The 21,820-nt window shown below is 36.1% G+C and carries 14 protein-coding genes, 1 other RNA gene and 2 other annotated features (1 of these 17 only partly in view); of the genes, 13 read left to right on the top strand and 2 right to left on the bottom strand.

Going from position 1 to position 21,820, the window contains the following annotated elements:
* The first annotated feature begins 8 nt into the window (after positions 1-8).
* From H8S00_RS02630 to H8S00_RS02610, 5 genes are all read left to right on the top strand, one after another.
* Entirely contained in the window at positions 9-2,096 is a 2,088-nt protein-coding gene (locus H8S00_RS02630; RefSeq protein ID WP_118589003.1) for a DNA topoisomerase, read from the top strand.
* Positions 2,096-3,916 (top strand): glutamine--fructose-6-phosphate transaminase (isomerizing), encoded by a 1,821-nt coding sequence (glmS, locus tag H8S00_RS02625; RefSeq protein ID WP_118589004.1) that lies wholly within the window; start codon positions 2,096-2,098, stop codon positions 3,914-3,916. The genes H8S00_RS02630 and glmS overlap by 1 nt, the downstream gene beginning before the upstream one ends.
* 63 nt (positions 3,917-3,979) lie before the next feature.
* Entirely contained in the window at positions 3,980-4,639 is a 660-nt protein-coding gene (locus H8S00_RS02620) for an LbetaH domain-containing protein (RefSeq protein ID WP_021953301.1), read from the top strand.
* 77 nt (positions 4,640-4,716) lie between these two features.
* A non-coding RNA gene (gene ssrS / locus H8S00_RS02615) (6S RNA) lies at positions 4,717-4,896 on the top strand.
* A gap of 157 nt (positions 4,897-5,053) precedes the next feature.
* The gene (locus H8S00_RS02610) at positions 5,054-6,412 is read left to right on the top strand and encodes a SpoIID/LytB domain-containing protein (RefSeq protein WP_118589005.1); all 1,359 of its coding nucleotides are present in this window, start codon (positions 5,054-5,056) and stop codon (positions 6,410-6,412) included.
* A 2-nt stretch (positions 6,413-6,414) separates the two neighbouring features.
* Here H8S00_RS02610 and H8S00_RS02605 read toward each other — a convergent pair whose 3' ends face one another.
* Positions 6,415-7,266, bottom strand: coding sequence for a YihY/virulence factor BrkB family protein (locus H8S00_RS02605; RefSeq protein ID WP_021953299.1), 852 nt, complete (start codon positions 7,264-7,266; stop codon positions 6,415-6,417).
* 263 nt (positions 7,267-7,529) lie between these two features.
* Positions 7,530-7,763, top strand: a binding site (T-box leader).
* A gap of 76 nt (positions 7,764-7,839) precedes the next feature.
* Here H8S00_RS02605 and pheS point away from each other — a divergent pair.
* The 6 genes from pheS (at position 7,840) to H8S00_RS02575 (ending at position 15,000) form a co-directional block, all read left to right on the top strand.
* Positions 7,840-8,859 carry a phenylalanine--tRNA ligase subunit alpha gene (gene pheS / locus H8S00_RS02600; protein WP_021953297.1) on the top strand — a complete coding sequence of 340 codons (1,020 nt, stop codon included), beginning with the start codon at positions 7,840-7,842 and terminating at the stop codon, positions 8,857-8,859.
* A gap of 19 nt (positions 8,860-8,878) precedes the next feature.
* Positions 8,879-11,296 carry a phenylalanine--tRNA ligase subunit beta gene (pheT, locus tag H8S00_RS02595; RefSeq protein WP_186839943.1) on the top strand — a complete coding sequence of 806 codons (2,418 nt, stop codon included), beginning with the start codon at positions 8,879-8,881 and terminating at the stop codon, positions 11,294-11,296.
* A gap of 216 nt (positions 11,297-11,512) precedes the next feature.
* Complete coding sequence (gene dtd / locus H8S00_RS02590; protein ID WP_118588436.1) at positions 11,513-11,971, top strand: D-aminoacyl-tRNA deacylase; 459 nt, start codon at positions 11,513-11,515, stop codon at positions 11,969-11,971.
* Positions 11,972-11,986: 15 nt separating this feature from the next.
* Positions 11,987-13,030: a tRNA preQ1(34) S-adenosylmethionine ribosyltransferase-isomerase QueA gene (gene queA, locus H8S00_RS02585; RefSeq protein ID WP_494545894.1), complete on the top strand. Its 1,044-nt coding sequence runs from the start codon at positions 11,987-11,989 to the stop codon at positions 13,028-13,030.
* Between the two features lie 20 nt (positions 13,031-13,050).
* Entirely contained in the window at positions 13,051-14,334 is a 1,284-nt protein-coding gene (gene aroA, locus H8S00_RS02580) for a 3-phosphoshikimate 1-carboxyvinyltransferase (RefSeq protein ID WP_243052965.1), read from the top strand.
* A 24-nt stretch (positions 14,335-14,358) separates the two neighbouring features.
* Positions 14,359-15,000: an HAD family hydrolase gene (locus H8S00_RS02575; protein WP_118588438.1), complete on the top strand. Its 642-nt coding sequence runs from the start codon at positions 14,359-14,361 to the stop codon at positions 14,998-15,000.
* A gap of 1 nt (position 15,001) precedes the next feature.
* Here H8S00_RS02575 and H8S00_RS02570 read toward each other — a convergent pair whose 3' ends face one another.
* Positions 15,002-16,111: a prephenate dehydrogenase gene (locus H8S00_RS02570; protein WP_021953291.1), complete on the bottom strand. Its 1,110-nt coding sequence runs from the start codon at positions 16,109-16,111 to the stop codon at positions 15,002-15,004.
* Positions 16,112-16,402: 291 nt separating this feature from the next.
* Between H8S00_RS02570 and H8S00_RS02565 the strand changes: the two genes are divergently transcribed.
* Together H8S00_RS02565 and H8S00_RS02560 are read left to right on the top strand one after the other, a co-directional pair.
* Complete coding sequence (locus H8S00_RS02565) at positions 16,403-19,561, top strand: family 43 glycosylhydrolase (RefSeq protein ID WP_118588439.1); 3,159 nt, start codon at positions 16,403-16,405, stop codon at positions 19,559-19,561.
* 116 nt (positions 19,562-19,677) lie between these two features.
* Positions 19,678-21,750, top strand: coding sequence for an elongation factor G (locus H8S00_RS02560; protein ID WP_118588440.1), 2,073 nt, complete (start codon positions 19,678-19,680; stop codon positions 21,748-21,750).
* 62 nt (positions 21,751-21,812) lie between these two features.
* Positions 21,813-21,820 (top strand) — a binding site (T-box leader) (it continues 241 nt past the right edge of the window).

Here is a 21,820-nt window from a genome sequence, read left to right as displayed (position 1 = left end):
GGAATTAAATGGGAAAATCAGTATTTATTGCGGAAAAGCCAAGTGTTGCGGCGGAATTCGCAAAGGCATTAAAGCTTAACACTTCAAGGCGGGACGGATATATGGAAAGTGAAAATGCCATTGTAACATGGTGCGTCGGTCATTTAGTGACTATGAGCTATCCGGAAGTGTATGATGAAAAATATAAAAAATGGAATTTAAAGGATTTGCCATTCATTCCTGAGGGTGAATGGAAATACGAAGTTATACCGTCAGTAAAAAAGCAGTTTAAAATTGTAAAGGATATTTTAAATAGAGATGATGTGGAAACTATTTATGTGTGTACCGACTCGGGACGTGAGGGGGAGTACATATACAGATTAGTTGCTCAGGAAGCAGGGGTAAAAAATAAAAAGGAAAAGCGTGTGTGGATAGATTCCCAGACAGAGGAGGAAATTCTCAGAGGAATAAGGGAAGCAAAGGATTTAAGTGAATATAATAATCTTTCAGATGCAGCATATTTAAGAGCAAAGGAAGATTATCTTATGGGAATTAATTTTTCAAGGCTTTTAACCCTTAAATATGGAAATTCCATTCAAAATTATTTAAAAGACGGATGGAAGTCCATAAATGTAGGACGGGTTATGACCTGTGTCCTTGGAATGATTTGCAACAGGGAAAGAGAAATAAGAAGCTTTGTAAAAACCCCTTTTTACCGTGTTTTAGCAGCTACTGATATAGGTGGAAGAAAAATTGACACTGAATGGAAGGCGGTAGAGGGCTCAAAATTTTTTGAAACACCTTATTTGTATAAGGAAAACGGGTTTAAGGAAAAGCCGGTAGCAGAGGCTTTAATTAATGCTTTAGAAAGAAACAGCACTAATAATGAAAGCAATGCTTATCCTTTGGAAATGACTGTAAAATCCATTACCATGAAGGAGGAAAAAAAGCAGGCACCGTTACTTTACAATCTGGCTGAGTTGCAGAATGACTGCTCAAAAATGTTTAAAATAAGCCCTGATGAAACTCTTAACGTGGTTCAGGAATTATATGAAAATAAGCTGGTAACTTATCCAAGAACCGATGCCAGAGTGTTATCTACGGCAGTGGCAAAGGAGATACATAAAAATATAGGAGGATTGCAGAATTATTCTCCATGTGGACACTTTGCCGTTAATATATTAAAGGCATCATCTTATAAGGGCATTGAAAAGACAAAATATGTGGATGACAGAAAAATTACAGACCATTATGCCATAATACCAACGGGACAGGGACTTAATGGTTTGCAGAAGCAAAAGCCTATAAATCAAAAGGTTTATATGGTTATTGTAAGGAGATTCCTTAGCATATTTTATCCCCCTGCCATTTACAAAAAGGCATCTCTTATAGGTATAATGCCGGCAACCTACAGGGATGAAACTACAACAACGGAACAGTTTAGCTCTAATTTTAAAATCCTTGTAAATAAGGGATATCTGGAAATAGCAGGTGTGCCGAAGGAAAAGAAAAAAAGTGCAAAACAGGAAGATGTGGAAGGTACAAATGAAGAAAACAGTGAAAATTCCGAATTAAGTTTGGATGAAGATTTCTTTAATCTTTTGCATAATATAAAAAAAGGTGATAAAATCCCAGTATCGGGAACAGAGATAAAGGAGGGTGAAACTTCACCTCCTAAAAGATATACGTCAGGTTCACTTATTCTGGCAATGGAAAATGCCGGACAGCTTATTGAGGACGAAGACCTGAGAGCGCAAATTAAAGGGTCGGGAATTGGAACCAGTGCCACAAGGGCTGAAATTATTAAGAAACTGGTAAATATCAAATATTTATCTCTAAACAAAAAAACACAGGTTATTACACCTACCCAGTTAGGTGAAATGATATTTGGTGTGGTACATGGCTCCATTAAGTCATTACTAAACCCGGAATTAACCGCCAGTTGGGAATTAGGACTTACTCAGGTGGCAGAAGGCAAAATAACCTCAGATGAGTATATGCATAAGTTAAATGAATTTATAAGAGGCAGATTTAACAATGTAATAAATTTAAACAACTCAGGACAAATGACAGGTTATTACAACTACGTAGCGCAGTTTTATAGGAGGAAGAAATAATGTGTGGTATTGTTGGATATGTAGGGGAAAGAGATTGTACTGAAGTGCTTTTAGATGCATTATCAAAGCTTGAGTACCGTGGATATGATTCAGCAGGAATTGCGGTTTTTGAAAAGGACCGTATAATGGTTGAAAAATCAAAAGGTGAATTAAAGAATCTTAGAGAAAAAATAAATAAAGAACATAAACCGGATGGTCATTGCGGAATTGGTCATACAAGATGGGCAACTCACGGTGAACCGTCAGATATTAACTCTCATCCTCATGGAAGTAAGAGAGTATCAATAGTTCACAATGGAATTATTGAAAATTATAAAGATATAAAGAATTTCCTGATTGGAAAGGGTTATACATTTATAAGTGAAACAGACACTGAAACAGTTGCAAAATTATTAGATTACTATTATGAAGGTGATCCGGTGGAAGCTATTATTAAGACATTAAATGATATTAGAGGGGCTTATGCTCTTGGAATACTTTTTAAGGATTTCCCGGACAGAATTTTTGCAGTAAGAAAGGATAGCCCTCTTATTATAGGTGTAGGCGAAGAAGAGAATTTTATAGCTTCTGACGTTCCTGCAATTTTAAAATACACAAGAAAATACTATCTTTTAGAAGAAAATGAAATAGCAACCATTAAGTCAGACAGAATTGAATTTTGTAATATTCACAGAGAACCTATTACTAAGGAAGTGCAGGTTTCAAATCTGGATATGGATGCAGCTGAAAAAGGCGGATATGAGCATTTTATGCTTAAGGAAATACATGAACAGCCAACAGCGGTAAAAACTACAATTTCCCCAAGAATTAACAACGGAATGCCTGATTTATCAGAATGTGGTCTTACACCGGAAATGCTTAAGAATTACAGAAAATTCTTTATTGTGGCATGTGGAACAGCAATGCATGCAGGAATGGTAGGAAAATATGTAATTGAGAAGTTGGCAAGAACGGAAGTTACAGTTGATATTGCATCAGAGTTCAGATACAGAGATCCTATTGTGACAAGTGAAGACTTAGTTATTGTTATTTCCCAGTCAGGAGAGACTGCAGATACCAAGGCAGCCCTTCATTTAGCCCATGAAAAAGGTGCAAAGGTGTTAGCTGTGGTAAATGTTAAAGGTTCATCCATAGCAAGAGAGGCAGACATGGTTTTATATACTCATGCAGGACCGGAGATTTCTGTTGCATCAACTAAGGCATTTTCAGTTCAGATGGCAGTAATGTATCTGTTAGCATATGAAATGGCATATGCTAAGGGAACAATAACAGAAGAGGAATGCAGAAGACTCACAGCAGAATTACAGAAAATTCCTGAAATGATTGAGAAAACAATGGAATGTGAAGACAGGTGCAAGTATGTTGCCAGCAAGCTTATAACAGCAACCAGCCTTCTTTATATCGGAAGAGGACTTGACTATACTCTTAGTATGGAAGGTTCACTTAAATTAAAGGAAATATCATACATTCATTCAGAAAGCTATGCAGCGGGAGAATTAAAGCATGGAACTATTTCCTTAGTTACAGATGGAATGCCGGTTATTGGTGTGGCAACCCAGTCAGACTTACTGGAAAAGACTGTAAGCAATATTATGGAAGTTAAATCAAGAGGCGCCTTTACCATAACAGTATGCAAGGAAGGTACAGAATTTAGTGAAGGGGTTATGGATGAGGTTATAGAAGTTCCTGTCTTAGAGGACATATTAATGCCTCTTATTACGGTTATTCCTCTTCAGTTAGTGGCTTATTACACTACAGTATTAAAGGGACTTAATGTTGACAAACCAAGAAACCTTGCAAAATCAGTTACAGTTGAGTAATTACCGGTGTTATAACATCATAGAATAAACTGCAGCTGTAAGCAGTTTGGAGAGAAGGATAATATGTATAAAATAAAGGATTTATATGATTTAAATGAAACTATAGCAGCAGAACTTTTTGAAGGAAAGGAATATCCATGGGAAGTGTTAGCTGATATTGGTGATTTTATTTTAAAACTGGGTGATAAATTACCAAAGGATGAATTTACCAAAAAAGGTGACAATATCTGGATTCACAAGTCAGTTACCATAGCACCTACGGCAACTCTTAATGGACCGTTGATAATTGATGAGGGAACAGAGGTAAGACCGGGAGCCTTTATCAGAGGAAAGGCTATTGTTGGAAAGAATTGCGTAGTAGGTAATTCTACAGAGCTTAAGAATGTTGTATTATTTAATACTGTTCAGGTGCCACATTATAATTATGTAGGTGACAGTATTTTAGGTACTCACTCTCATATGGGAGCAGGCTCCATTACATCTAATGTAAAGTCTGATAAAACTCTTGTGGTAGTAAAAGACGGTGATGAAAGAATTGAAACCGGACTTAAAAAGTTTGGTGCCATGCTGGGAGATTATGTTGAAGTAGGATGCAATTCCGTACTTAATCCGGGAACAATGATAGGAAGACATACAAATGTTTATCCGTTGTCATGTGTAAGAGGAGTTATACCTGAAAATAGCATTTTCAAAAATAAGGATGAAATAGTATCTAAAAAATAGTCACGGAATTTTGCGAATTTACACATAATTTGGAAATGAAAACATATTGCAAAAAAAGGTTTCATAACTTATAATATAGTTACCTGAGATGCTCGTAGGTCCTGTATATTTTGAACCTACAGTTTGATTAAAGGGATTCCTATATCTCTAAGGGGATGACATGCCTCGTTATTTAGTGGACTTCAGAACTTTAGATGCGGTTGCCCACCTGGCAGTTGCTAGGACTCAAAACGCAGGAAGGGCATTTCGGGTATACATAACAAACATAGGAAAAGCAGTCGGGCAGTTTTTACTGCCCGATTTTTAAAAGTAAGCCGGAAAAGTATAAAACTTCTCCGGCTTACTTTTATGCTGAATAATTTTCTGAGAGTATTAATAGTATGAAACATAGGGACAACATAAATAGGGGGGAGCATGAAAAAGATAATAGTGTTTTTTTCGGTATTTTTTCTTATAACAGCCATTATAACAGGAAAAAAATGCCGGGAAGTAATACAAAAAATAGATACAATTTCCACTGAAAATACCACAAATATTCTGATTAAAGAAGCAACAACGGAAGACAAAAAGAAAACAGGTATAAAACAGCTTCAAAAGGTAAGGATTGTAATAATGAGTAACAATTATACATCAATTTATCATTCAAGCCTAACACTAAAAGGAGACAATCTAAAGGTTTATTACGGTAAAAATTTTGCAAAACAAAAAGGCTGCAAAAAAGTTAGTTTAGATGGAGATAGCAGTTATTTTAAAAACAGTGATGTGGTAAAAATTTATGGGAAAACCGGCATCACAATACAGGGGCATAATACTGAAAACGGTTCTCCGGTGTATATGGGGGAATTATATTTATATAGGGAACAAAGCGGAATGGTTGTGGTAAATCAGGTGGATATGGAAAATTATATTGCGGCAGTTATATCCAGTGAGATAGGAGAGGAATCTTCATTAGAGGCATTAAAGGCACAGGCTGTGTGTGCAAGAAATTTTATTATGAAATCTAATGCTTTAAAATATGAAAAGTATAAGGCAAATGCTGATGACAGTACTGATTTTCAGGTGTACAACAGAATAAAGCCGGGAAAAAACAGCAAAAGGGCGGCAGAAGAAACTAAGGGAGTAGTAATGACTTACAAAAACAAGTTAATAAAGGCTTATTATTTTTCCACATCCTGTGGATATACCACCGACTACAAAATATGGGGTAAGGAGAAGATGAATTATTTAAAGGGGGAAAACTTTACGGAAAATTCCAAAAGAAATGTAAAAAATCAGTGGGAGTTTAAAAAATTTATTAAAAAGAATGTAAAAGGAATTGAAAGCAAATATCCATTTTACAGGTGGAGGGTTTATTATACCAATGAGCAGTTAGAAAATTCCATTTATAACACTACAGGGGTAAATGTGGGAAATATAAGCCGTATTGAAGTAAATGAGAGAGGTGCCGGGGGAATTGCTTCCCAGATTACCGTATACGGTGACAAAAGACAGATTGTTATGCAAAATCAAAATGAAATAAGAAAGGCGTTATGCTCATGTTACGGAAAAATCAAATTATGTGATGATACCACAAGAGCTGGAATGACTATGTTGCCTAGCGCATTTATTCTGTTGGAAAAGGAAAAGGGAGGCTATACCATATATGGTGGTGGCTTTGGTCATGGCAGTGGAATGAGTCAGAATGGAGCCATGGAAATGGCAAAGTCAGGGAAAAATTATAAAGACATCCTAAAAAGCTATTATCATGGCATTGAAATAAAGAATGCTAATTAGGATTACTTTTGAACTTTTTCATAGTAAAATGCCTCTGTTTCAGGATGAAGAAGCTTATTTATTTCTGCACCGATAAATAAAATATAGATACAGAAATATATCCAAAGCATTATAATAATAAATGCCGTAAGACTTCCGTACATATAGGACATATTCGAAAAATTATCAATGTAAATAGAAAATACATATGAAAAAATCATCCATCCAAGGGCAGAAAAAAGAGCTCCCGGTATACATTTTTTTATTGTTGTAAGCCTGAAGTTAGCTATTTTATACAGTATAATGAAAAATCCCGATAAAATAACAAAAGAAATAAGATATCTTAATATAAGAGTAAGTATTGTAACATTCTCCAGTATTGGAATAAAGGACAAAAGAAGATTAAATATCCTGTTACCAAATACCAAAAGAACCATGGTTACAATAATTGCCAGTAAAAATAAAATAGTATAGAGCATAGAAACAAAACGTGATATTAAATAGTTCCTATCACGGTGAATTTTACTGATTTCATATAAACCAAACATTACTGAAAGAACCCCCTTAGAGGCAGACCAAACTGCGGCAATAGCCACAATGGAAAGCAACGTTCCTGATACATGGGTATACAGCTCACCAATAATCTGAATGAGAAGGGGCTTAATAACATCCGGTGAATAACTGTTGATAATCCTTATAAGGGCATTTTTGTCTAAACTTGTCATACCAACTACGTTTAAAAACAAAAGTAAAAAAGGAAATAGTGACAAGGTAATGAAAAATGATGCCTGGGCGGTATATATTCCAACTCTGTCTTTTCCCATTCTATAAAAAAATCCATATATATTCAGGGCAAAATTCATAATTTTTTTCATCTTAATCTCCGTTTATATAAAGTATATGCATTAGTATAACATTTTTTCACAGGATGGCAAATATGTACAGGGAAAACAAATTATGATAGGATAATGTTATTATGGATTCAGGAAGAGGAAGGTTTGTGAAAAGTAGCAGAGAGACAATTATAAAAAACATAATATGCATAACATTGGTATGTGCAATAGGAATTGTAAGATTAAACCTATAGATAATTTTCAAACTTGACAGTAATATTTTTGTATGTTAAAATTTGAATGTTGTAAAGGCAATGAATGTGTAAGTAGACAGCTGTTTTCTTTAAGAGAGAGAGACTCACCGGCTGAAAGGTCTCTTAAGTTCAGACAGTGGTTGAATTTCCCACAGGAGCCGCACTTATGAACGGATTCCTTAGTAGTTTGTGACGTGAGAGGCGCGTTAAGCATAAATGAGAGTTTACGGATATTATTCGTGAGAATATGGGTGGTACCGCGGAAGTGTATATTTCGTCCCTGCATCGTATGATGCAGGGACTTTTTGCGTTAGCAATAAAGAAAATTATTTATTAAAATAAAGATGAAAGGACAGGTAACATGAAGGAGAGATTAGAAGCAATTAAACAGGAAACAATTGCAAAAATCAAAAATGCCGAAGATTTAAATATTCTTAATGACATAAGAGTAGAAATCCTTGGAAAGAAGGGACAACTGACAGAAGTTCTTAAGGGAATGAAGGATGTTGCTCCGGAAGACAGACCAAAGGTAGGTCAGATGGTTAATGATACAAGAAAAGCCATTGAGGAAAAAATGGAGGAAGTTAAAGCCCAGTTACAGGAGAAGGCAAGAGAAGCAAAACTTAAGGCAGAGGTTATTGATGTTACACTTCCTGCTAAAAAGAACAAAATAGGACATAAGCATCCTAACACATTGGCATTAGAGGAATTGCAGCGTATATTTGTGGGAATGGGATACGAAGTGGTAGAAGGTCCTGAAGTGGAATACGACTATTACAACTTTGAGGCACTTAATATACCGGCAAATCATCCGGCTAAAGATGAACAGGATACATTTTATATTAATAAAAATATCGTTCTTAGAACACAGACTTCATCAGTTCAGGCAAGAGTAATGGAGAAAACACAGCCACCTATCAGAATTATTTCACCAGGCAGGGTTTTCCGTTCAGATCAGGTAGATGCAACACATTCACCATCATTCCATCAGGTTGAAGGTCTTGCAATTGACAAAAACATTAACTTTGCAGATTTAAAGGGAACGTTACAGGAATTTGCCAAGGAGTTGTTTGGACCTGATACAAAGACTAAATTCAGACCTCATCACTTCCCGTTTACGGAGCCAAGTGCAGAAATGGATGTTTCATGCTTTAAATGTGGAGGAAAGGGATGCAGATTCTGTAAAGGCGAAGGCTGGATTGAAATTTTAGGATGTGGTATGGTACATCCTCACGTACTTGAAATGTGTGGAATTGATCCTGAAAAATATCAGGGATTTGCATTTGGAGTAGGATTAGAGAGAATAGCATTGTTAAAATATGAAATAGATGATATGAGACTGTTATACGAAAACGATGACCGTTTCTTAAATCAGTTCTAAAGGAAAGGAGTTTACAATAATGAATACACCATTATCTTGGATAAAAGCATATGTTCCTGAACTTGAATGCAGCGATCAGGAGTATATGGATGCAATGACTTTATCAGGAACAAAATGTGAAGGCTACGAGAGATTAGATGCTGATCTTGACAAAATCGTTGTAGGACAGATTGAAAAAATAGAAAGACATCCGGATGCAGATAGGTTAGTTATTTGTCAGGTAAATATAGGAACAGAAACTATTCAGATAGTTACAGGAGCACCAAATGTTGAAGAAGGTCAGAAAGTTCCTGTAGTTTTAGATGGAGGAAGAGTTGCCGGAGGACATGACGGCTCAAGAACACCGGGAGGAATTAAGATTAAGAAGGGCAAGCTTAGAGGAATAGAATCCTATGGTATGATGTGCTCTATTGAAGAGTTAGGCTCATCAAGGGATTATTATCCAAAGGCACCTGAAAACGGTATATATGTATTTGATGATGATGTGGAAGTAGGGGCTGATGCTGTAGAAGTGTTAGGTCTTCATGATACAGTATTTGAATACGAAATCACGTCTAACAGAGTTGACTGTTACAGTGTAATGGGTATTGCAAGGGAAGCAGCAGCTACATTTAAAAAGCCTTTTGTGGCACCAAAAACAGCTCCTGTGGGAAAAGACGGAGATGTAAATGATTACATTTCAGTTGAAATTAAAGATAGGGATTTATGTAAAAGATATTGTGCAAAGGTAGTAAAAAATGTAAAAATAGCTCCGTCACCGGAATGGATGCAGAGACGTCTTGCAAAAATGGGTATCAGACCTATTAACAATCTTGTAGATATTACAAATTATGTAATGGAAGAGTTTGGACAACCAATGCATGCTTATGACTTATCAACAATAGCAGGAAATAAAATTGTTGTAAGACGTGCAAATGATGGAGAAACATTTGAAACATTAGATGGTCAGGAAAGAAAATTAGACAGCGAAATGCTTATGATTTGCGATGGTGAAAAGCCTGTAGGCTTAGCAGGAATCATGGGTGGAGAAAATTCAAAAATAAATGATGATGTTAAGGATATGCTTTTTGAGGCAGCATGTTTTGATGGCACCAACATCCGTCTTTCATCAAAGAGAGTAGGACTTAGAACTGATGCATCAGGAAAGTTTGAAAAGGGACTTGACCCTAATAATGCAGAGGATGCAATTAACAGAGCATGTGAGCTTATTGAAGAGTTAGGTGCCGGTGAGGTTGTTGCAGGTATGGTAGATGTATATCCTGAAAAGAAGGAGGAACATACTATTAAATTTGATCCTGATTATGTAAATAAACTTATTGGATTTAATCTTACAGAGGAGCAGATGGTAAGTTATTTCCCTGCTCTTGAGCTGAAATATGATGCTGCAACTAAGACAATTACGGTACCTACATTCAGACAGGATTTAATTGGTATGTGCGATATTGCTGAAGAAGTGGCAAGATTTTACGGATATGCCAACATTCCTACAGCACTTCCAAGTGGAGAGGCAACAGCAGGAAAATTATCCTATAAATTAAGAATAGATGAAATTGCAAGAAGAGTAGCTCTTTACTGTGGATTTTCACAGGGAATGTCATATTCATTTGAAAGCCCGAAGGTTTATGACAAATTGCTACTTCCTATGGATTCTGATATGAGAAAATCCATTGTTATCTCAAATCCTTTAGGAGAAGATTTCAGTGTTATGAGAACATCATCTCTTGGAGGTATGCTTACATCATTAGCTACAAACTACAACAGAAGAAACAAAGACGTAAGACTTTTTGAAATGGGAAATATTTATCTTCCAAAAGCTTTACCACTTACAGAGCTTCCTGATGAAAGAATGCAGTTTACACTAGGATTTTATGGTGATGGTGATTTCTTTACAATGAAAGGTGTTGTGGAAGAATTTTTAGAGCAGGTAGGAATGAAGGACAGAGTACACTATGATGCTGATGCAGGTAAATCATTCCTTCATCCGGGACGTCAGGCTAACATAGTTTATGACGGAAATGTTATTGGATATTTAGGAGAAGTTCATCCTACAGTATGTGAAAATTATGACATGAAAACAAGAGCATATATTGCAGTTATTGACATGCCATATGTATATGAAATGTCTTCATTTGATAAGAAATATGAGGGCATTGCCAAATTCCCTGCTGTCACAAGAGATATTTCAATGGTAGTTCCAAAGAATATTTTAGTGGGACAGATAGAGGAAGTTATTGAAAAGAGCGGCGGAAAGAATCTTGAAAGCTACAGTCTCTTTGACATATATGAAGGAGACCAGATTGAAGAAGGATTCAAGTCAGTTGCTTATTCAATAGTATTTAGGGCAAAGGACAGAACATTAGAGGAAAATGATGTTTCAAGTGCAATGAAGAAGATTCTTAAAGGACTTGAAGAAATGGGAATCCAGCTTAGAGGATAGAACCTTAAGGGTAAGTTGATTAAGACAGGCATATCATAAGTGGTGAAAACTACAATGGTATGTCTGTTTTTATAAGAATCTAAAAAATAGAAGGGGAAAATGTGAAAAAACACCATTATATTTAGCTTATGAAACAGATAAACTTCTTTAGTATTTTACAAAGCTTAAAAGATATTGTAAACTAGTAGGCGGACAATAAAACAAGAGGTGATAAAAGTGAAGTTTTTGATACAGCGTGTAACTGATGCTAATGTTTCCGTAGATGGAAAAGTAGTTGGCAAAATAGGAAAAGGATTTATGGTTTTTATAGGAATTGCCGGTACGGACACTGTGGAAATTGCTGATAAAATGATTAAAAAACTAATTGGAATGAGAATTTTTGAAGATGAAAATGGGAAAACCAATTTAGCTTTAAAGGACGTAGGTGGAGAGCTGCTTCTTATTTCACAGTTTACTTTATATAGTGATTGTAAAAAAGGTAACAGACCTTCATTTGTAAACGCCGGTGCACCGGATATGGCAGATGAAATGTACCAATATATTATATCACAGTGCAAAAAAGAAATAGATGTAGTTGAAAAGGGAATATTTGGAGCGGATATGAAGGTAAGCCTTGTAAATGACGGACCTTTTACCATTGTGTTAGATAGTGATGAAATAATAAAGAACAAATAGAAAAGAGGATATATTATGTGTAGCGAAAATAAAATGAGTTTACATGATTATTATTATGATTTGCCTGAGGAGTTAATTGCTCAGGATCCTTTAGAGGATAGAAGCAGTTCCAGACTTATGGTACTTGATAAGGAAACAGGGAATGTGGAGCATCACGTATTTAAGGAAATAATAGATTATTTAAATCCGGGAGACTGCCTTGTTATAAATGATACAAAGGTTTTGCCTGCAAGATTGTATGGAAACAAAGTAGGAACAGACGCAAAAATCGAAGTTCTTCTTTTAAAGAGGCGTGAAAAGGATGTGTGGGAAACTTTAGTTAAGCCCGGCAAAAAATGTAAGCCGGGAACTGTTATTAACTTTGGCGACGGCATTCTTACAGGAGAAGTTATTGATGTAGTTGAGGAAGGAAACCGACTTATTAAGTTTAATTATGAGGGAATATTTGAGGAAGTATTAGACAGGTTGGGTGAAATGCCTCTTCCACCATATATTACCCACAAACTTAAAGATAAAAGCAGATACCAGACGGTATATGCCAAGTATGAAGGCTCAGCGGCAGCACCAACGGCGGGACTTCATTTTACTAAGGAATTATTAGAAAAAATCAGGGAAAAGGGTGTTAAAATTGCCCACGTTACCCTTCATGTGGGACTGGGAACTTTCAGACCGGTAAAGGTTGACAATATTTTGGAACATCATATGCATTCAGAGTTTTATATGGTGGATGAAGAAGATGCTAATCTCATTAATACATGTAAAGAAAATGGTGGACGCATTATTTCAGTTGGAACTACCAGTACCAGAACATTAGAAACAGTAACAGATGAAAATGGAGTGGTACATGAAGGTAGTGGATGGACACAGATTTTCATTTATCCGGGATATAAGTTTAAGGCAATTGATTGTCTTATTACCAATTTCCATTTGCCTGAATCAACACTTATTATGTTAGTGTCAGCTTTAGCCGGTAGGGAAAAGGTACTTAATGCTTATGAAATTGCAGTTAAGGAAAAATACAGATTTTTCAGCTTTGGCGATGCTATGTTTATAAAATAGGATGAATGGGAGAAAACCAGTTGGATACTTATAAGGTAAAAAGAATTAAGGATAAAAGAAACATTGATGTTGTGGTTCCCGGCTCAAAAAGCATTACAAACCGTGCACTTATGTTGGCAGCTTTATCACAGGGAAAATGCAGACTTAAAGGGGTGCTGTTTAGTGATGATTCCAGGGCGTTTTTAGATTGTCTTGTAAGCTTAGGATTTGACGTTAATATTAATGAATCTGAAAAACAGGTAATTATACAAGGGGAAAATGGAAATATTCCCAATAAAAATGCATGTATAAATGTACGAAGTGCAGGAACTGCCGCAAGATTTATGACTGTTTTGTTAGCAGTGGCAGGTGGAAATTATACTCTTAATTCTTCTGAACAGATGAAGAAACGTCCTATGGAAGAGTTAATTAATGTTTTAAGACAGTGTGGTGTAACTATTAATTGTCTTGAAAAAGAAGGTCATTTTCCTTTTGAAATTCATTCTAAGGGAATAAAAAACACAAAGGTTGAAATAGATACTACCAAAAGCAGTCAGTATGCCAGCGGATTAATGATGGCAGGCGTTATAAACGGGTTAACAGTTACTCTTACAGGCTCCAGAACCAAGGGTGCTTACATTAAAATAACTGAAAACTTAATGAGACAGTTTGGAATTAAGTATTTAAGAACCGATGATACATATGTGATAGAAAATGTCGGATTTAGCTGTAGCGATTACTATATTGAACCTGATATGTCAGCAGCATGTTATTTTTACGCCATGGCAGCTATTTTAAAGACAAAAGCAAGAGTTTATCAGATACATTTAGATTCCATGCAGGGAGATGTGAAATTTTTAAAGGTGTTAGAAAACTTAGGATGTATTGTAGCGGAATCTGAAGAAGGTGTAATTATTGACGGAAGTCAGATTAAAGAATATTCAGGCATAGACATTGATATGTCGGATTTTTCTGATCAGGCACTTACAATGGCAGTGGTGGCAGCCTTTGCCTCAACGCCAACTGTCATTAGAAATATCGGTCATATAAGGGGGCAGGAATCTGACAGGGTAGCAGTTATTGCCAATGAACTGAAAAAGATAGGCTGTGATACGGAAATTATTGAGGTAAACGGCAGAACTGATGTAAAAATAGTGCCGGGAAAATTACACGGTGCAGAAATTGAAACCTACGATGACCACAGGGTAGCCATGAGTTTTTCTCTTATTGGTCTTTTAGTAGAGGGAATAGTTATAAAGAATCCTTTATGTTGTAAAAAAACATTTGAAAATTATTTTGAGGTTCTTGATGAAATTACAAAATAACAAAGATTGGGAAGAAAAGAAAATATGGGTAAATATATTTTATTTGATATGGATGGTGTTTTGGTAAATACCGAACCTATGCATTTTGAAATATGGAAAAAGGTATTTAAGGAAAAAGGAATAGATATTGATTACGAACATTATAAAGGCTGTATCGGTTCTACAAGAAGCTTTTTGTATAACCTTATAAAAGAGGGATATGGAGTGGATGTAAGCGTATATACGGATTTGCCGGAAAGATTTTCCCAGGTTAAGGATGAGATGCTTAAGGAAAAAGGTATTCCGAGAATAGAGGGTGCAGTGGAAACAATAAAATATCTTTATGATAAAGGCTATGAAATGGCAGTGGCATCTTCTTCATCTCAGGATTATATTGAAAGCCAGATGAAAACCCTGGGAATAGATAAATGCTTTAAACTTTTGTTTAGTGCGGAAAATGTGGAAAAACCAAAGCCGGCTCCTGATGTTTTCCTGGTAGCAGCAGAAAAACTTGGTGGAAAGCCGGCGGAATGTACTGTTGTAGAGGATTCTGCAAATGGAAGCAGAGCTGCAAAAACAGCAGGAATGACCTGCATTGGATTTAGAAATCCTGATTCAGGAAATCAGGATTTAAGTGTTGCAGATAAAATTATTTACAAAATCACAGAGCTGAAAGATATTTTCTAGTTTATTTTTTCTTAAAAACCTTGTATCTGTGTCTTTCAAGCTGTTCAATAGCTTTATTTGCAGAGGATTCATCATAAAATGAGATTTTAAGGACCCCTTCCTGATGTTCTCTGTTGTGAATGATTCCGATATTTTTAATGCTAATGCCATTAGTAGCTAATATGGTAGCTATGGTTGCAATAGCACCGGACTCATCAATAATATCACAGAAAACGCTATAGCTTCTCTGGATAATACTATTGTTATGCTCATCTAAATTATCACGATAATCACGGCTTTCGGCTATCATATTATTGATAGCCCTGCCGTCTTTTTTATCTAATTCATTTTGAACCTTCTTTAAGTCCTCAATATATAGTCCTAACATTTCGCTAATGTTAATATTGTTTGTCATACATATTTGCTCCCACATTTCAGGAGAAGAGGAGGCAATACGTGTAATATCCTTAAATCCTCCTGCTGCAAAGGTTTTCATATATTCAAGAGGGCTGTCATTATGCTTTACTAAATTAACCAGACTTGAAGCAATAAGATGCGGCAAATGACTTACCGCAGCAACTACACGGTCATGTTCCTTATAGGATATTTCAATAGGAATGGCTCCTATGTCAGAAACTATTTTGGAGTATTCCTTAACATATTTATTATCAACGCTATCTGTAGGCGTAACAGGATAGTAAGCATTTTCCAAAAGGCGGTCATTGGAAAACTCATAGCCTGTCTTTTCAGAGCCGGCCATAGGATGTCCTCCAATAAAATTCTTCTCCATGTTCAGTTTTTTAATGGCGGCATGAATGTTACTTTTTACGCTTCCCACATCGGTAATAATACAATCATCCTTAATAATATTCTTTAATAATGAAAGGTATTCCACATTTTTTTCCACCGGGGTACACAAAAATATGTAATCACATTCCCTAAAGGTATCATCAACACAATCTACGGCAATGTTTGCAGTACCGTCATTCATTGCCATTACCCTTGGCTTTGCACCGCGATTGTAGACTATAATTTTACAGCCGGGATATACACGGCGAAGGGCTTTAGCCACTGAACCTCCAATTAATCCTATTCCAATAAATCCATATGTTAAACTATCTGTATTTCTCATAAAAACTCCATTCTGTTGTTAGTTAATTTATACTTTTGATACTTACATTGTAAATTATAAACGAAAAAATAAAATAATCAATTATCCTGTTATTAGAATATAATTACTTCAACACTTTAAAGTTTAACACTTTAAAGCAAACAAATCAAGAGAAAAGTGAATCTGAAAAACATTCTTATGTGATGAATATAAAATATAATACCTTATAAAAAAATTACACTACTTGTAGGGAGAAAATAATTTAGATATAAATAATCTATAAAAGTATATTTATAAGTGGAGGGATTTATTTTGAAGAAATATTTATGCTTGATTTTTGTTGTTACATTACTGTTAATATCAGGTAGTGCAACATATGCTAACACACCTGAGGAGTTATACTATGGCTCAGGAGCTATACGTTCTATGTCAATGAAAGATGACGGAACGGTAATTGGCGGAAGGAGCAGTGGTCATACAATAGAAGTATGGACAAGCTCAAACAGAGGGGAAAACTGGACTAAAATAGGTACAGTGGCAAGCAATGACAACATTAATTATGGTGATGTTATGTTTATGGCTGTTTCAGGGACAGATAAGGTGTATTGTGCATTTCGTGAAAAAAATGCAGAGGGTAAATATTCAGTTGTTGTATGTAGAAGTGATAATGGTGGGTATAACTGGGTATATGACAGCACCGTAATTTCAGGATGTAGTCAGTTTGTAGGTGCTCCGTGGCTGTTTGTGACACAAAATGGAGATATGCAGTGTTATTATGATTCGGAACCTCTGGCTGCTGAAAATGGTGTATCCGGTGCACAGTGGATTGCAATGCAGGGAAGAGATGGTCTTACGGGAGCATGGAATAAGTACGGCGTAGTTGCTGCTTCAAGAGATGCTAATTCATCTAAATTTGTAAGAGACGGAATGGCATCTGTAGTTGATTTAGGAAATAATAGAATCATGGTTGTGACGGAAGGTATTGAAGATAATAAATCGGGGGGCGTGTATTCTAACGTGGTAAGGGCAATACAGTCTAATGATGGAGGATATACGTGGAACTATTCAGGAAGAAAAATAGTTTATCAGTCAACCATAGATTCGGAATCCGGTAGAAGATATAATGCATATTGTCCTATGGCTGTCAGAGTTGGTAACGGACCTGTAGGCGTGGTATTTTGCACTGATGAGGATTTCAAAGGCACACCGGATTCATCTTCAGAGAATGTGTCAAAGAGAAGAACTCATATTAAATACATAAGAACAATGGATAATTTTGAAACCTGGGGGCTTTTAACCGACATATGGACAGGAGGTTCTAAAGCATATGCTCCGGGAATTGTGGAAACCTCACGAAATAACATTTTAATTTCCATAGATCATTTTTCGGGAAATCAACGTTTTTATCATATGGATACTTTAGGAAAAAATAATAATTATGAGGTAATACCGGGAACAGGAAATTTATTATACAGCACAAATTTTGGAGATTCATATGGTCTTGATTTTTATCCGGGATTAGTTTCAAATACCCCTGTATATAATGAAAATGTTATGTCCATTAATGGAGGAAATTCCAACAAGGTAGTTGTGTCAGGAAATGAATTTACTGATTTTGTTGTAGAGGCGGATATAAGCGTAAAGGAAGATGGCAGTAAAGACAGCAATCAGGGGGGGATAATTTTTAGGGTAAACAATCCTTACAGTAGTGTTTCAGATGGTTATGACGGATATTATTTTGGAATAGATGCACTGAAAAAAGAAGTGATTTTGGGAAAAGTCCATCAAAATAAATGGACTGAAATTGCAAAGAAGAAAATGACAATTGAATACAATAAATATTATCGTGTATCTGTAGCAGTGGCAGGGAATGAAATAAAAGGATATGTTAATTATAATGGTGAAAATTATGCCAAAATAGTGGCAGTTGATAATGATTTTTCAAGCGGTACAGTAGGATTTAGACATTGGCTTTCAGGAGCTTCATTTAAAAATTTAAGTGTATTTGAATATAATCCAAAAACACCGGAAAAAACATATACCAATTCAGTTTTAAATTCCTGCGCAGACCCGGATGTGTTGTATTACAAGGGTATGTATTATTTATATGCAACTAATACGGAAAATGCTAATTTAGGATTTAAAGTGTATTCATCTACTGACTTAGTTAATTGGACAGACAGAGGATGGGCATTATCTAAAAATGATGTATATGGTGACAGTGGATTTTGGGCACCGGATTTAATAGAAAAAGACGGTAAGTTTTATATGTATTACGTTGCAAATGAACATTTAAGTGTTGCAACAAGTGACTCACCTCTTGGACCATTTACCCAGACGAAGGAGGAACAGAAGCCTATGCATGAGGGTAAAGAAATAGACGCTCATGTGTTTAAGGATGATGATGGACAATACTATATATATTTTGTAAGGTTTTATGGAAAAAGCGGAGTAAGTGACGGTAATTACATTTATGGTGCAAAGCTTAATTCAGATATGAGAACCATGGATGATTCTACAATTACATGTCTTATTTCGCCGGAAGAAGCATGGGAAACAAATAAGGCAAAGGTAGCGGAAGGGCCGTTTATGCTAAAAAAGGACGGAGTGTATTACCTTACATATTCAGGTTCCCACTTTGAAAGTGATTATTATGGAAGTGGATATGCAACTGCCACCAGCCCGCTTGGAAATTATACAAAATATGAAAATAATCCTATTATGCAGTCTAATACATTAGTACATGGTGCAGGACATCATGGAATAGTGTCTTCACCTGATGGAAGTGAGATGTTTATTGTATATCATTGCCACAGTAGTCTTACTAAAACAGAACCAAGAAGACTTTGTATAGACAGGATTCATTTTACAAAGGATGATGCTGGAAAAACGGTTTTGGAGGTATATGGACCAACCATTACCCCACAGGGAATTCCAAAATCAGGCAATACCATTAGTAAGGGAATAGAAATAAACGGATATCAGATTAGTGCAACATTAGGTGGAATGAGAACTGTGTACTCAGTAGATTCCGTAATAAATCAAAAGGAAGTTATAGGATATGGTATGCTTTATTCATTAGCTGACTATGCAGATGAAGAGGATATGCATGTTGGAAGCAGCAGTAAATATGTTAAAAGCGTGGAGGGAACAAAAAACGGACAGCTGTCAATAAATGCTTCCGACTCGGATATAGCCTCAAGTTATGCAATGACAGTGTGTTTTACATCAAAACAGGCAGCTGAGTATACAGACAAATGGACAGTGAAGGCATATGCAAAGTTAATTGACGGGACATATGTATATAGTGATGCAAAAACATTTTGTGCTTATGATGTGGCAGATATATTGTATAAAAATAGTATGATGAATAATATATCAGCTCACAATTATTTGTACGAAAATATACTGACTTTAGTTAATAAAGAGTACACTAAGGTCGAGTATTCTAAAAGTTCTGTTGTAAGATAATTGTTAAAATATTAACCTTTCTTGTATTGTCATATTTTATAGAGTAAAATATATAAATATAGTTAGGGTGTTTGTACACCATCGGATATAAAATTGAATACAAGGAGGTACGGGATATGAATGTTTATAAGACATCGGATATCAGAAACGTTGTATTTCTTGGCCATGGTGGGGCGGGAAAGACAACTCTTGCAGAAGCCGTGGCATATGCTACAGGAGTTATTACCCGAAAAGGACGTGTAGAAGACGGTAATACCATTAGCGACTATGATAAAGAGGAAATAAACAGGAAGTTCTCAATTAGTGCGTCGGTTATACCTGTGGAGTGGAACGGACTTAAGATTAACATTCTTGATGCACCGGGATACTTTGATTTTGTAGGGCAGTTAGAGGATGCCATGAGCGTGGCAGATGCGGCGGTTATTGTGGTAAACGGTAAGGCAGGAGTTGAAGTAGGAACCATTAAGGCATGGGAAATATGTGAGAGAAGACGTATTCCAAGAATATTTTTTGTTACTAACATGGATTCACCAAATGCCAAATACATGGAAACTGTAGAGCAGTTAAAGGAGCATTTCGGAAAGAAAGTAGCACCATTTCATCTTCCTATTTTAGAAAATGACAAACTTACGGGATATGTTAATGTGGTAAAAATGGGAGGAAGAAAATTCTTAGATGATGCAGGTAATTATACTGAAAGAGATATTCCTGATAGTGTGAAACCAAAGTTAGAGCCTGTCAGGGAGCAGTTAATGGAGGCTGTGGCTGAATCTGATGAAGAGTTAATGGATAAATATTTTGCTGGGGAAGAGTTTACATATGAGGAAATATCAAAGGCTCTTCGTAAAAGTGTAATAAGCTGTGATATTGTTCCGGTTCAGATAGGTTCAGGTGTAAGCTGTCAGGGAGTAAACAGCTTTCTTCAAACCTGTGAAAAATATTTTCCTAGTGCTAATAAGGCAGAGGTGCTTAAAAAGGCAACCAATGTAGATACAGGTGAAGAGGTAGTGGCGGATTTTGACTGCAACAAGCCTGTTTCAGCATATGTTTTTAAGACTATTATGGATCCTTTTGTTGGAAAATACTCCCTGGTAAAAGTTCGTACAGGGATACTGAAAGCCGGAGATACAGTTTATAATGCCACAAAGGATGTGGAAGAGAAACTTGCCAAATTATATGTTATGCGGGGAAAGAATGTAATTGAGGTTGACAGATTGTATTCAGGAGACATTGGCGCGATAGGAAAGCTGGCATCCACCAGAACCGGCGATACTTTATCTACAAGGCAGTGGCCTATAGAATATCATCCGACAACAATGTCAAAGCCTTATACATATATGGCATATCGTGCTGTAAATAAAGGTGATGAAGATAAAATGGCACAGGCTCTTACCAAGCTTTGCATTGAGGATTTAACACTGAAAACCGTATCAGATGAAGAAAACAGACAGTCGTTGATTTATGGAATCGGGGAACAGCAGTTGCAGATTGTGGCCTCAAAGCTTGAAGACAGGTATAAGGTAAAGGTGGAACTTACAAAGCCAAGAATAGCTTTCAGGGAAACCATAAGAAAGAAGGCACAGGTACAGGGAAAACATAAAAAACAGTCAGGAGGACACGGACAGTACGGAGATGTTGTTATGGAGTTTGAACCTTCAGGGGATTTGTCAAAACCATATATTTTTGAAGAAAAGATATTTGGTGGAGCTGTACCTAAGAATTTCTTCCCAGCGGTGGAAAAAGGTTTACAGGAATGTGTTAAGGCAGGACCGTTAGCAGGTTATCCTGTAGTGGGAGTTAAGGCAACTTTAACAGATGGTTCCTATCACCCGGTGGATTCTTCAGAAATGGCATTTAAAATGGCAACCATTATTGCATTTAAGAAAGGATTTCTGGAGGCAGGACCTGTTTTGTTAGAGCCGATTGCTTTACTTAGTGTTACGGCACCTGATAAGTATTCAGGAGACATAATGGGAGATTTAAATAAAAGACGGGGACGAATACTTAATATGACTCCAAAGGACGGAAAGCAGTTAATAGAAGCAGAAGTCCCTATGTTAGAGTTATATGGATATTCTACATCCCTTCGTTCCATAACCGGTGGAAGTGGTGAATTTGAATATGTTGTATCCCGTTATGAACAGGCACCTCCTGATGTTCAGGAAAAACAGATACAGGACAATGCTTAAAAATAATCAAGGGGAAAGAGTAAATCTCACCTTGACAATATGAAATATAAATTTTAGAATAAAGGAAACC

Origin of the sequence: Eubacterium segne, assembly GCF_014287775.1 — a bacterium.
In the GTDB taxonomy this organism is placed as follows: Bacteria; Bacillota; Clostridia; order Lachnospirales; family Lachnospiraceae; genus Eubacterium_G; species Eubacterium_G segne.
Note: the sequence above shows the minus strand (reverse complement) of the source record. Positions and strands in the feature narration are given on the sequence as shown.

What these genes read in the sequence shown, in the direction of transcription:
- H8S00_RS02630 (WP_118589003.1), top strand. Translation starts at nt 9, where the DNA reads ATGGGAAAATCAGTATTTATTGCGGAAAAGCCAAGTGTTGCGGCGGAA.
- glmS (WP_118589004.1), top strand. Translation starts at nt 2,096, where the DNA reads ATGTGTGGTATTGTTGGATATGTAGGGGAAAGAGATTGTACTGAAGTG.
- H8S00_RS02620 (WP_021953301.1), top strand. Translation starts at nt 3,980, where the DNA reads ATGTATAAAATAAAGGATTTATATGATTTAAATGAAACTATAGCAGCA.
- H8S00_RS02610 (WP_118589005.1), top strand. Translation starts at nt 5,054, where the DNA reads ATGAAAAAGATAATAGTGTTTTTTTCGGTATTTTTTCTTATAACAGCC.
- H8S00_RS02605 (WP_021953299.1), bottom strand. Translation starts at nt 7,266, where the DNA reads ATGAAAAAAATTATGAATTTTGCCCTGAATATATATGGATTTTTTTAT.
- pheS (WP_021953297.1), top strand. Translation starts at nt 7,840, where the DNA reads ATGAAGGAGAGATTAGAAGCAATTAAACAGGAAACAATTGCAAAAATC.
- pheT (WP_186839943.1), top strand. Translation starts at nt 8,879, where the DNA reads ATGAATACACCATTATCTTGGATAAAAGCATATGTTCCTGAACTTGAA.
- queA (WP_494545894.1), top strand. Translation starts at nt 11,987, where the DNA reads ATGTGTAGCGAAAATAAAATGAGTTTACATGATTATTATTATGATTTG.
- H8S00_RS02575 (WP_118588438.1), top strand. Translation starts at nt 14,359, where the DNA reads ATGGGTAAATATATTTTATTTGATATGGATGGTGTTTTGGTAAATACC.
- H8S00_RS02570 (WP_021953291.1), bottom strand. Translation starts at nt 16,111, where the DNA reads ATGAGAAATACAGATAGTTTAACATATGGATTTATTGGAATAGGATTA.
- H8S00_RS02560 (WP_118588440.1), top strand. Translation starts at nt 19,678, where the DNA reads ATGAATGTTTATAAGACATCGGATATCAGAAACGTTGTATTTCTTGGC.